Raw genomic sequence first — 13,594 nt, forward strand, 5'->3', positions numbered from 1 at the left:
TAGGTGGCTTTCATTTTTGTATAACCTCTTTAAGTTTTTGATATATTTCTTCATTAATCTCAGCTTGCAAATGCTTTGATAATTTTTTAGATTTTATTATATCATTTAGACAATCCTCAGATGCACAAATATATGCACCTCTTCCGTTTGCTTTTCCTGTTAGGTCTACACTTACTACGCCGTCATTACTTTTAACTATTCTTATTAGATCTCGTTTTGGCTTCATCTCATTGCAAGCAATACATTTTCTTAGTGGTATTTTTTTAGGACTCACTGACATCATCTCCATTTATACTCTTGTATTGGCTCTCAGATTTAATGTCTATTTTCCATCCAGTCAACTTTGCAGCTAATCTTGCATTCTGACCTTCTTTACCTATAGCCAGAGATAATTGATGGTCAGGAACTATAACTAGTGCTGATTTTTCTTTCTCATTAGAGAATACTTTAAGAACTTTTGAAGGGCTTAAACTATTAGCTATAAAGTCGTCTATATTTTTGCTCCAAATAACTATATCGATCTTTTCACCATTTAATTCGTCCACAATAGCTTTTACCCTAGTACCTTTAAAACCAACACATGCTCCAAGTGGGTCAACATCCTCACTTTTTGAAAAAACAGCTATTTTAGTTCTTGAACCAGCTTCCCTTGCAATAGAGTATATTTCTACTATGCCTTGCACTATTTCAGGAACTTCTATTTCAAACAATCTTTTTACTAAGCTTGCACTTGCTCTTGACAAAATTATTTGTGGCCCCTTTGTGGTCTTTTTTACTTCTGAAATAAGAAGTTTTAATCTGTCTCCTTGATTATATATTTCTCCAGGTATTTGTTCTGCAGGAGGTAATATGCCCTCTATCTTCCCCAGATCTATATATACATTATTCTTTGAAATTCTTTGTACTTGTCCTGTAATAATTTCGTTTTCTCTATTAATGAATTCTTCAAATATCACGTCTCTTTCTGCATCTTTGATTCTTTGTATTACTACTTGCTTTGCTGTTTGAGCTGCAATTCTGCCAAAATCTTTTGGGGTTACTTCTATTCTTATTGAATCTCCAACACTTAATTTTGGGTCTATCTTCTTAGCAGATTCAATTGACATTTGCAGTAATTCATCTTCTAAATCATCATTTTCTACGATTGATTTTATTGCAAATACTTTTACATCACCTGTATTATTATCAATTTCAACTACTACATTTTGTGATGAACCAAAGTTCTTTTTATAGCTGGATATTAGTGCTGATTCTAATGCATCTATAATTATGCATTTTGGAATCCCTTTTTCTTTTTCTATTTCCTCAAGGGCGCTGATGAAATCAACATTCATCCTATTACTCCTCCTCATATTCAAATATTAAAAATGTATAATTTGTCTCATTAATGAAATTAATTCTCTTGGAATTATCATTTTTTCTTCTTCAATTTGTATTGTTACAGTATTTTCATCGTAATCAATTAATATACCTTCTATATGCTTTTTCCCATTAATTGACTTGTATAAATTTACTTCTACTTCTTTCTCTAAATTTCTTTTTATGTCTTGGTCTGTTTTTATTGGCCTATCTAGTCCTGGAGATGAAACTTCTAAATAATATGATGTATCGATCATGTCTAATTCATCTAATTTTTCTCCGATTATCTCACTTACTAACTGACAGTCCTCTAAATTAATTCCTCCATTTTTATCAATGAATATTTTTAAATAATATTCATTTTGCTCCTTAACAAATTCAACATCAACTAGTTCGTATCCTAAATTAGATATCAAATTTTCACTCAATGATTTTACAGACTGAACTATCTCTTTTTTATTCAAATTTTTTCACCATACCTCTTGCAAAAATTAAGAGTGGGATTACCCACTCTTTGAATTACCTGTTAATTGTCTAAATAAATTATATCATAATCACTTAATTAAATCAAATGTTAAAAAGGCTGATTTGATTTGTTTCTGGAAGATTATTTAAACAACCATGCTTGCTTAATGCATCTATTACGGGTCTTGAAGCTTTCCCCCTAAGGACTAGTTCTTCAATTGATAAGAATGGAGCTTTTGCCCTTTCTTCTACTAACTTTCTAGCTGCATTTTCCCCAATGCCTTCAAGTGTTTTAAGGGGAGGAATGATTCCATCACTTCCTATTAGGAATTTATCGCTGTCTGACTTGTAAAGGTCAACTTTTTCGAACTTCAAACCTCTTGCGTACATTTCCAAGGCGACTTCTAAAATTGTCAATTGGTTTTTCTCTTTGGCTGTAGCCTCATTGTTTTTATTTTCAATTTCTTCAATTTTAGCCTTTATTGAATTTTTCCCTTGTAGGATAAGTTCTGCATCAAAATCACTTGCCTTAGTTGTAAAATAAGTTGCATAGAAAGCCTCGGGATAATGAACTTTAAAATATGCAATTCTAAAACTCATAGTTACATAAGCTGCGGCGTGTGCCTTTGGAAACATGTATTTTATTTTGTTACATGATTCTATATACCATTCAGGTACATTTAAATTTCTCATTATTTCTTGATCTTCTTGACTTAAACCTTTGCCTTTTCTTACTTTCTCCATAGTGAAAAAAGCTTTTTTCTTATCTAATCCCGCATTTATCAAGTACAGCATTATGTCTTCTCTTGTGGATATAACATCCTTTAAAGTAGCAACATTATTTTTGACTAAATCTTGAGCATTGTTTACCCACACGTCAGTCCCATGTGAAAGACCAGATATTCTTACCAATTCGGAGAATGTAGTTGGTGATGTTTCTACTAACATTTGGCGAACAAATTTTGTACCAAATTCAGGTATGCCAAGAGTTCCTACAGGGCAATTAATGTCATCTGGTGTAATTTTAAGAGCTTTTGTACTCGTAAACAGACTCATTGTTTCTTTGTCATCAAGTGGTATCAACAACGGATTTATTCCTGTGAGATCCTCTAACATTTTAATAATAGTTGGTACGTCATGACCTAAGATATCTAGTTTTAATATTCTTCCACTAATAGAGTGATAATCAAAATGTGTAGTAATTACTCCTGATGAGTTGTCATCTGCTGGGTACTGAATCGGTGTAAAATCGTGGATATCTTTATAATGAGGAACAATCATAACACCTCCTGGGTGCTGTCCAGAGGTTCTTTTAATCCCGGTACACCCTTTAACTAGTCTATTAATTTCAGCTTGACTAATTGGAATATTCTTCTGCTCATAATATTTTTTTACAAATCCATAAGCTGTTTTTTCAGCTATAGTTCCAATTGTTCCGGCTCTAAAAACCTTGCCTTCACCAAAAAGCTCTTCAGTGTATTTATGAGCAATAGGTTGATATTCACCCGCAAAATTTAAATCGATATCAGGTTCTTTATCTCCTTCAAACCCTAGGAATACTTCAAAAGGAATATCATGACCATCTTTTTTCAATAGTTTGCCACATACAGGACAAGTCTTATCTTCCAAATCGAACCCTGAAGCAACTTTGCCATCAACGAAAAATTCTGAATGGTGACAAACATCACATATATAATGCGGTGGTAGAGGATTAACTTCTGTTATTCCACTCATTGTTGCCACAAAGGAAGAACCAACAGAGCCTCTAGAACCTACTAAATATCCATCTTGCATCGACTTTGCAACTAATTTTTGAGCTATTATATATAATACGGAATAGCCATTATCTATTATGGAATTCAATTCCCTGTTTAGTCTCTCCTCCACAATGTTTGGTAAGGGGTCTCCATAGATTTCTACAGCCTTATTATAAGCCATATTCTTAAGTTCTTCATCAGCTCCATCAATTTTGGGTGGGAATGTTCCATCAGGTATAGGTTTTAATTTATCAATTAAATCGCTAATTAAATTAGTATTTTTAATTACGACTTCTTCAGCAATTTCTTCTCCAAAATAGAGAAATTCTTCCAACATTTCGTCAGTTGTCTTAAAATAAAGTGGAGGCTGATAATCAGCGTCGTGAAATCCTTGACCACACATTATAATTCGTCTATAGATTTCGTCTTCGGGATTCAAGAAATGTACATCTCCAGTTGCTACAACAATTTTGTTTCTTGACTTTGCTAAATCATATATTTTTCTATTAATATCTTGTAATTCATCTTCACTTTTTACTACTCCTTCTCTTACTAAGTGATAATTGTTAGCAATTGGTTGAATTTCAATATAATCGTAGAAATCGATAATTTCATTAACTTCAGATAGCGGTTTATTTGAAAGTATCGCTTTATAAACTTCACCAAGTTCACATGCACTTCCAATTATCAAGTTCTTTCGGTATTTTTTAATTAAACTCTTTGGCATTCTAGGTTTTCTGTAGAAATATTCCAAATGGGATTTTGAAATTAGATTGTATAAATCTTTAATTCCATCTTGATTTTTAGCTAGTATTATGCAATGGAATACATCTTTCTTATTTATATTCGAAAAGCTTAAACCTGTATTTAATTTATTCGGTGTATTAATTCCCTTTTCTTCAAGAATATCTAACATCTTAATCAAGATATCTCCAGTTGCTTTTGCATCATCTACGGCTCGATGATGATTTATAAGCTCAACATTTAAAAATTTTGCTATAATATTGAGCTTATGGCTTTTTAAATTTGGGAATAGAGCTCTTGATAATTCTAAAGTGTCAAGAACTGCATTGTTAAGATTGATCTTCATATGATTGCAAGCTTCCCGTATAAATCCTACATCAAAAGAGGCATTGTGGGCTACTAAAATTGAATTTCCAATGAAATTTAGAAATTCTGGTAAAACATCTTCTATTTTAGGCATATCTGCTACCATATCATCAGTGATACCGGTTAGGGATGTTATATTGCTAGGTATAGGTATTCCGGGATTAATCAACTGTTCGAACTTATCAATTATGATTCCGTTTTTTATTTTAACTGCTCCTATTTCAGTAATCTTATCGTTACGTGCTGACAATCCGGTAGTTTCAATATCAAATACTACAAAATCGTCAAGTACATTATGATTTTCGTGATTGGTGATTATTTCTTTTTGATCATTTACCATATATGCTTCAACACCATAGATGATTTTTATTTCATTTTCAAATTCACTTGCTTCTGGAAATGCCTGTACAACACCATGATCGGTTATCGCAATAGCTTTGTGACCCCATTCAATGGCTCTTTTGATTATACTTTTAGCTGAGCTAATGCCATCCATTGTACTCATATTAGTATGAAGGTGGAGTTCTACCCTTTTGTTTGAATTTAAGTCTCTTTTGTTTTCTTTATCTACAGGATTCATTGATTTTACCATTAAGGTGATTTCTCTACTAAAACTATCAAAAATAACATCACCATTTACATATAAAGATACTCCTTCCTTTAATACTTCTTCATAATCATCAATTGAATCACAAGAAATGAATAATTTGCATTGTATAGAGTTTGTAAAATCAGTGATATAGAATGATAGAAGTTTTTTATTCCCTTTTATATCCTTATAATTTAAATCGAAGATTTCCCCAAAGATTGTAACATTCCCTGAACTTAGATTGATATTAATAATATCTGTTGTTTTAGAAATCAGTGTTTTATCAAAAACTTTATTCTTGCGCTTATCAAATTTAAGCGTTTTAGCCTGTTTGTTCTTCGAATTATCTAATTGATTGATTTCTTTAATAATTTCTTGCTCTTTAGAATTTTGATCTATGAAAAAAGTTTCTATATTTTGACTTTCACAAATTGATACTATCAACTTTTTATTCAAAACAGATTTTAAAAATTCTTTTATTTCTGAATGAAGACCATTTAAATTAAACGAATGTAAAGAAACTTCATTTGGAAATATAATTTGTACTGACTCCTCATCATTATAAATTATCAAATTTTCAATCCAAGAATTACTTGAGGGTATATGATTTGTTATCATTGATACAATATAGTTTTTGCTAAAATCAACATCTTCAATTAAATCATTAGCAAATATTAATGATATATCATAGTCTGGAAATGTATTTTTAAAAGAACTATGAATCAATTCAATATATTTTTCGTTAAAATTAGATGGAGTGATCAAGTTTATTGATAACGTTGATTTATTTGGGTCAAAAATCACTTTTTCTATATACACATTTTTGATTTCTGCTAATGGGTTGTTATTAGGGAAAAATTTTATTAAAGCTTGAAACTCAGAAAGCATAGTAATCTACTCCTAGCAATCATAATTTTTCAATTTCATTTAGTAATTCTTCTAGCAAATTTTCTTCTTTTACTTTCTTAATTATTTTACCTTTTTTAAATATTAAACCTTCGCCAATGCCTCCAGCAATACCTATATCTGCCTCTTTTGCTTCTCCAGGTCCATTAACCACACATCCCATAATAGCAACTGTTAACGGTTTGTCTATAGTCTCAAGAGCATTTTCTACTTCTTCTGCTAGTTTTAGCAAATTAATCCTTGTTCTTCCACATGTTGGACAAGATATAAGTGTTAATCCTTCTTTTCTTAATCCCAGAGATTTTAAAATTTCCTTTCCAACTTTAACTTCCTCTACAGGATCAGAAGTTAAAGAAACCCTTATTGTGTCACCAATACCCATTGCTAAAAGAGTGCCTATCCCAATAGACGATTTAATTGTCCCTCTCCATGGAGTTCCAGCTTCGGTAACTCCCAAGTGTAGTGGGTAATCTACTAATTCTGATATCTTCTTGTAGGATTCTATAGTAAGAGGTACAGAACTTGCCTTCAGTGATATTTTAATATTATTAAAATTTAAACTCTCTAAAAGTTTAATTTGTTCTAATGCACTTTCTACAATGGAATTTTCATTAACACCATTGTATTTTTCAAGAAATTCCTTCTTGATAGAACCAGAATTTACTCCCACTCTTATAGATATATTAGCGTCATTACAAGCTTTGACTATTTCTTTGACTCTTTCTTCATTTCCTATGTTTCCTGGATTGATTCTTAGTCCATCAATATCGTATTTTACAGCGCTTAAAGCTAATCGATAATCAAATTGAATGTCGCCAATTATAGGCATTTTGATTTGTTTTTTTATTTCTTTAATCGCTTTAGCATCCTCATCTGTATTAATAGCTACTCTTATTATGTCGCAACCATATTTCTCTAATTCAAGCATTTGTTTTACAGTGCTTTCAATATCCTGAGTTATTGTATTTGTCATAGACTGAATGCTAATTGGAGCATCTCCACCTACATATACGTTTCCAACTTTTATTTTCTTTGTTTTTTTTCTAATCATATTCATTTCTCCTAAAATAAATTAGTTCTTAATATATCATTATAAGTTACGAATATCATAAGGGCAAATAATAGAATCAGACCAATAAAGTGAATTAAACCTTCTTTTTTTGGATCTATTGGTTTTCCTCTCAGTAACTCTACTATAAGAAATACTATTCTACCACCATCCAGCGCTGGAAATGGAAGCAAATTTATGAAACCTAAATTTACACTTATGAAACCCAAAAGATAGAGTAAACTAATTATTCCTTGATTGGCTGCTTGATTAACAGCTGATATTACTCCTAGAGGGCCTGACAAATCATCTGCAGATACATTGCCTTTAAATGCAGTTGTAATGAAATTCGTCATTAATTTTATAAAATACGCTGTATTGGAAAAACCCTCTTTAACTGCTGTTATAAAATTCCCTTCTCCTTTAGGCACTATGCCAATAACATTTCTTCCATCTTCATTCCTTGGAGTAACTTGAATGCTCATGATATCATTATTCCGTTCGATCATGATTTCTAATTGTGTTTCTGTATTGGAATTTTCAATAGCTTCCACAATGTCATCCCATGAATTTATATCTTTCCCAGAGATTGAAATTATCTTATCTCCAGGTTCTAATCCAGCCAATTCTGCAGGACTATTATCTATAATTTCAGATATTGTTGTAGTAGGTTCACCTATCATAAATGAAACAATTGACAATACTATTATAGCAAGAATAAAGTTCATAATTGCACCAGCTGCAACTACGGCTATTCTTGCCAGTGGACTTTTTTTCGAGAAGCCTCTCGGGTCGTCAGATTCTTCATCTTCACCTTCCATTTTTACGTATCCTCCAATTGGAAGAGCTCGTATCGAGTATTCTGTATCCCCGTATTTTTTATGATAAAACCTAGGCCCCATGCCAATTGACAGTTCATTCACTTTTATTCCAACAATTTTTGCAACTGTAAAATGACCCAATTCATGAAGAAAAATGACAATTAAAAAAACAAATATTGCTGCTAAAGCTGTCATACCTATACCACCTCATTTATTATAAAAAGAATTTTGTAAAATAAAAAACTATTGGTGCAACAAAAATTATGCTATCAAATCTATCTAGAATGCCTCCATGACCAGGTATTATATTACCATAGTCTTTTATACCAGCTTCTCTTTTTAGTTTAGAAGCCGCTAAATCACCGATTTGCGCAAGCATAGAAGCAATAATGGCTAGCAAGGCAATTAACCATAATGGTTTTATTGCAAAGTAATAACTGTAGATTAAAGTCGTAATTAAACTACCAATAATTCCACCGATTGCTCCTTCAACTGATTTTTTAGGACTAAGTTTAGGACTAAGCTTATGTTTTCCCATAGTACTACCTACTAAGTATGCAAAAGTATCAGTACCGAAAGCAATAGTAAATATCATCCAAATATATTTTGTATTTCCTAGATAAGAAATATTTATCATCATATAAGGAATATATATTATTGAAAAAAAAGTTGATGTAATATCTATAAAATGAATTTTGTCATTTACTACATAAAGTATTAATAGAATTAAAGCTATTAATATCATAGTCATGTTGTTGTTAAAATCTAGATATATTGAAAGATAAATGAAAAAACAGGACAGAAAACCAACCCATTCAATTGGTTTTATTGAAAGGTTTATTAATGCTTTAAATATTTCTCTTAAACCTATAATTGATATTATGAGTAAAGATATATTTAATAATGTACCACCCTTTAATATAACTAAGATTAAAAAAGATAAACCTATAATCCCAGACAAAACTCTTTTCTTTAAATTTTCCAATTAAACTCCTCCAAATCTTCTTTGCCTATTTTGAAAATCGTTTATTGCTATGAAAAAAGATCTCTTGTTAAAATCAGGCCAATATTGGTCTGTGAAATATAATTCGGAATATGCTGATTGAAATGTTAAAAAATTACTTAATCTTTGTTCGCCGCTTGTTCTAATTATTAAATCTGGATCAGGTTGACCATTAGTATATAAATATCTTTTAAATTCATCTTCATTTATATTATTAATATTAATTAAACCATCATCATAATCTTTTACTAATTTCTTAATTGCATCGATTATTTCAGTTCTAGATCCATAATTTAATGCTATATTTAATACCATTCCACTGTTGTCTTTAGTTTTATCAACCGCTCTTTTCACTTCAGCTAAAGCGTTAGAAGGTAACTGTTCTATGTTTCCAAGTGCAATTATCTTGATGTTATTTTTCATTAATCTTCTGAGTTCTTTTCTGATAAAAATTATTAATAGATTCATCAAAGTATCTATTTCTATTTTTGATCTTTTCCAATTTTCAGTTGAAAATGCATATAATGTTAAATTAGTGATTCCAATATCATTTGCTGCTTCAACTACATCAATAACGCGTTTCATACCTTCCTGATGTCCTAAATGTCTTGGCAATCCTTTTTCTGTCGCCCATCTTCCATTGCCGTCCATAATTATTGCTACATGAGATGGTATCTTGGAAAGATCTAATTTGAAATCATCATCTATATTCATAGTAAATGTACCCCCATCAATAAAAAACCCTTCAAGATGAAGGGTTAAATTTCAAGTAGCTCGTCTTCTTTTTGCTTTGTTATTTCATCAATTTCTTCAATATATTTGTCAGTAATTTTTTGCATTTCCTCTTCTGCTAGTTTTCTTTCATCTTCGGAAATTTCTTTATCCTTTTCAGCCTTTTTGATTTTTTCTAAGGCTTCTCTACGTGTATTTCTAATTGCTACTTTTGCGTTTTCAGCACTTTTTTTAACTAACTTTATTAGTTCTTTACGTCTTTCTTCGGTCAATTGAGGAATTAATAGTCTTATAACTTTCCCATCGTTAGAAGGGTTTAGTCCTAAATCCGATTTTAATATCTCTTTTTCAATAATTGGTATTAATTTAGAATCCCAAGGTTGAATTACAAGCAGCCTAGGTTCTGGTGCAGTAATGCTTGCTACTTGCTTTAAAGGTGTGATTTGACCATAATAATCTACTGAAATTCTTTCGAGCAACGCTGGATTTGCTCTTCCAGCTCTTATAGCCTGAAGTTCTTCTTTATAAACTGCAATTGTTTTCTTCATTTTTTGTTCTGCTTCTTTATGAATCTCTAACTGCATTTACAAATCCCCCTTTATATTTGTACCAATTTTTTCTCCTAAAACAACGTTTACAATATTATCTGGCTCATCTATTCCGAATACCACTAAAGGTATGTTATTGTCCATGCAAAGAGATGTTGCTGTTGAGTCCATTATACCCAAACCTAAGTTAAGTATATCAATATAATTTAAAGTGTCAAATTTTTTCGCATTTTTATTTATCTTAGGGTCTGAATCATATACACCGTCTACTCCTTTTTTAGCTAATAAAATTACATCCGCTTCTATTTCAGCAGCACGTAACGCAGCTGTAGTGTCAGTTGAAAAAAATGGGTTTCCTGTTCCAGCTCCGAAGATAACAACTCTTCCCTTCTCTAAATGCCTTATTGCTCTTCTTCTAATATATGGTTCAGCAATTTGCCTCATCTCAATTGCAGATTGGACTCTTGTGACAACATCTATTTTTTCAAGCGCATCCTGCAATGCTAATGCGTTCATCATAGTGCCTAGCATTCCCATATAGTCTGAAGTTGCACGATCCATATCTTTTGAGGACCTACCACGCCAAAAGTTTCCACCACCAACAACTATTGCGACTTCAACACCAAAATCATGAATTTTTTTAATCTGATAAGATATATTCTTAACCGTATCAAGGTCTATTCCTATTCCATTATTTCCCGACAAAGCTTCTCCACTTAATTTCAATATGATTCTCTTGTATTGAAGGTCCATATGTACACTCCTTTAATATCTTATAAAGGAGAACAACAAGTGTTCTCCTATAAACAGTTACATGTTCATTTGTTTTGCAACTTCTTCAGCAAAATTTTCTTCTCTTTTTTCAAGCCCTTCTCCAACTTCATATCTTGTAAATCTTCTTATTACAATATTTTCGCCTATTTTTGAAATTAATTGAGCTAATACATCTTTAACTTTCAGGCTTGGATCTTTTATAAATGGTTGATCAAGTAGGCATACGTCCTCAAAATATTTTTCCATTCTTCCTTCAACTATTTTCTCAGCGACATTAGCGGGTTTACCTTCATTTATAACTTTATTAGTTTGAATTTCTCTTTCATGTGCAATTTCATCTGCACTTAGATTTTCTCTAGAAACTACTTTTGGATTCGATGCAGCTACTTGCATCGCCATGTCTTTAACGAATTGTTTGAACTCATCATTTTTGGCAACAAAATCTGTTTCTGAATTAACCTCTATTAAAACACCGATTCTCCCACCGTGAATATAAGCATCTACTAATCCTTCAGCTGCAATTCTACCAGATTTTTTTGAAGCTGAAGCCAATCCTTTTTCTCTAAGATAATCTATCGCTTTATCTATATCTCCATTGGTTTGTTCAAGTGCTTTTTTACAATCCATCATACCAGCACCAGTTTTTTCTCTTAGTTCTTTAACTAAAGAAGCACTTATAGCCATTTTATCACTCCTATTTTTATTCTTCTATATCTACTATATCTTCAGAAATTTTATCATTGGTTTCTTCAACAGAGAATTGTTCTCCTTGTCTAGCCTCAATTACAGCATTAGCAATAGTTTCTGTGATAAGTTTTACAGCTCTTATTGCGTCATCATTTCCAGGTATTACATAATCCACTTCGTCTGGATCACAATTAGTATCTACTATTCCTATTACTGGTATTCCTAGTATATGAGCTTCCTTAACAGCTATTCTTTCTTTTCTAGGATCTACAACAAACAAAACGTCTGGAACTCTATTCATATTTTTTATTCCACCGAGGAATTTTTCTAATCTTTCTCTTTCGTGTTTTAATTGTATAACTTCTTTTTTAGGAAGAACATCAAAAGTGCCATCTTCTTCCATTTTTTCTAACTCATGAAGTCTATCAATTCTTTTTCTGATAGTTTTGTAGTTTGTTAGCATTCCACCCAACCATCTTTGGTTAACATAGTGCATACCACATCTTTTTGCTTCTGTTTCTATAGCTTCTTGTGCCTGCTTTTTAGTTCCTACAAAGAGAACTTCTCCTCCATTAGCAACTATATCTTTCATAACGGCGTATGCTTCGTCTATCATCTTAACAGTTTTTTGCAAATCAATAATATAGATCCCATTTCTTTCTGTAAAGATGTACTTTGACATTTTGGGGTTCCATCTTCTAGTTTGGTGACCAAAGTGAACTCCTGCTTCTAATAAATTTTTCATTGATACTACTGACATATTTGCACCTCCAAGTTTTTTTCCTCCACTTCACTCATTTGCACAAGGACTCAATCAGAGAACCCCTTGCACATCATGATGTGTGTGTAATTCCTCAAATAGTATAGCATACTATAATTATAAATTCAACAATTAGTAAATTAAAAATAATCGCTTATAAGCGATTATTTTCTAAATATTATTTATTTCTTCTTAATTCCTCAATGAGCTTGTCATTTAATACTTTAATATGAGTACCTTTCATTCCTAAAGATCTTGATTCTATAACTCCTGCACTTTCGAATTTTCTTAGCGCATTTACAATTACAGATCTAGTTATACCAACTCTATCAGCAATTTTACTTGCAACAACTAAACCTTCCATTCCATCAAGTTCTTCAAATATATATTCCATTGCTTCTCGTTCTGAATAGGAAAGAGTACCTAAAGCCATGTCTACTACTGACTTCTTTCTAGCTTCTTCCTCTATTTCTTCGCTTTTAGCTCTAAGTATTTCCATACCAACAACGGTTGCACTATATTCGCAAAGAATTAAGTCTTCTTCACTAAAATCTTTTCCAAACCTAGCAACTACTAGTGTGCCAAGCCTAGAACCACCACTGTTTATCGGAATTATTGTTGAAACTTTATCTGGATATTCGCATTTTGAAGTTTGATCAAAAACACATATATCGACATCTTTTATGTTTTCTTTTGTTTCACTGATTTTTAAAAGTTCTTCATTGTATTTCTTAGGGAATCTGCCTTCTTTGACAACTTCACTATTTACAATATCACAATCAAATCCTTCTGATAGTGCATAACCCAATACCCTTCCTTTCGTGCTTGCTATATAGACATTAGCTTCAAGAATATCAGATAGTATTTTGCTTAGTTCCGTAAAAGATATAGGTTTTGAGCCATAACTTTGAAGTGTTTTATTTAGTCTTCTTGTTTTTTTCAATAAACTTTCCATATTTACCTCCTCTATTATTTATCTAAAACAATTCAGAATTTTCATCACATATATAACATACTATATATTTCAAGAATTGT

General features: G+C 31.5%; 13 protein-coding genes. All 13 read right to left on the minus strand.

Going from position 1 to position 13,594, the window contains the following annotated elements:
- Positions 1-10: 10 nt before the first annotated feature.
- The 13 genes from rnpM to codY all read right to left on the minus strand — a co-directional run bounded on the left by rnpM (position 11) and on the right by codY (position 13,514).
- Entirely contained in the window at positions 11-274 is a 264-nt protein-coding gene (gene rnpM / locus BO51_RS03595; protein ID WP_496484053.1) for an RNase P modulator RnpM, read from the minus strand.
- Positions 264-1,334, minus strand: coding sequence for a transcription termination factor NusA (gene nusA, locus BO51_RS03600; RefSeq protein WP_496484055.1), 1,071 nt, complete (start codon positions 1,332-1,334; stop codon positions 264-266). The genes rnpM and nusA overlap by 11 nt, the downstream gene beginning before the upstream one ends.
- 27 nt (positions 1,335-1,361) lie before the next feature.
- Positions 1,362-1,823 (minus strand): ribosome maturation factor RimP, encoded by a 462-nt coding sequence (gene rimP / locus BO51_RS03605; RefSeq protein WP_496484057.1) that lies wholly within the window; start codon positions 1,821-1,823, stop codon positions 1,362-1,364.
- A 103-nt stretch (positions 1,824-1,926) separates the two neighbouring features.
- A complete protein-coding gene (locus BO51_RS03610; protein ID WP_496484059.1) occupies positions 1,927-6,168 on the minus strand; it encodes a PolC-type DNA polymerase III in 4,242 nt (1,413 codons plus the stop codon).
- A 19-nt stretch (positions 6,169-6,187) separates the two neighbouring features.
- Positions 6,188-7,243: a flavodoxin-dependent (E)-4-hydroxy-3-methylbut-2-enyl-diphosphate synthase gene (ispG, locus tag BO51_RS03615; RefSeq protein ID WP_496484061.1), complete on the minus strand. Its 1,056-nt coding sequence runs from the start codon at positions 7,241-7,243 to the stop codon at positions 6,188-6,190.
- Positions 7,244-7,248: 5 nt separating this feature from the next.
- Complete coding sequence (gene rseP / locus BO51_RS03620; protein ID WP_496484063.1) at positions 7,249-8,250, minus strand: RIP metalloprotease RseP; 1,002 nt, start codon at positions 8,248-8,250, stop codon at positions 7,249-7,251.
- 19 nt (positions 8,251-8,269) lie between these two features.
- On the minus strand, positions 8,270-9,040 hold the full coding sequence (locus tag BO51_RS03625) for a phosphatidate cytidylyltransferase (RefSeq protein WP_496484065.1): 771 nt from the start codon (positions 9,038-9,040) through the stop codon (positions 8,270-8,272).
- Entirely contained in the window at positions 9,041-9,772 is a 732-nt protein-coding gene (gene uppS / locus BO51_RS03630; RefSeq protein WP_496484067.1) for an undecaprenyl pyrophosphate synthase, read from the minus strand.
- Between the two features lie 44 nt (positions 9,773-9,816).
- On the minus strand, positions 9,817-10,374 hold the full coding sequence (gene frr / locus BO51_RS03635) for a ribosome recycling factor (protein WP_496484069.1): 558 nt from the start codon (positions 10,372-10,374) through the stop codon (positions 9,817-9,819).
- Entirely contained in the window at positions 10,375-11,091 is a 717-nt protein-coding gene (gene pyrH / locus BO51_RS03640; RefSeq protein ID WP_496484071.1) for a UMP kinase, read from the minus strand.
- 57 nt (positions 11,092-11,148) lie between these two features.
- Entirely contained in the window at positions 11,149-11,796 is a 648-nt protein-coding gene (gene tsf, locus BO51_RS03645; protein WP_496484073.1) for a translation elongation factor Ts, read from the minus strand.
- A 16-nt stretch (positions 11,797-11,812) separates the two neighbouring features.
- A complete protein-coding gene (rpsB, locus tag BO51_RS03650) occupies positions 11,813-12,559 on the minus strand; it encodes a 30S ribosomal protein S2 (RefSeq protein ID WP_496484075.1) in 747 nt (248 codons plus the stop codon).
- Positions 12,560-12,737: 178 nt separating this feature from the next.
- A complete protein-coding gene (gene codY / locus BO51_RS03655; RefSeq protein WP_496484077.1) occupies positions 12,738-13,514 on the minus strand; it encodes a GTP-sensing pleiotropic transcriptional regulator CodY in 777 nt (258 codons plus the stop codon).
- Positions 13,515-13,594: the final 80 nt, after the last annotated feature.

This window comes from Soehngenia saccharolytica DSM 12858 (assembly GCF_059568515.1).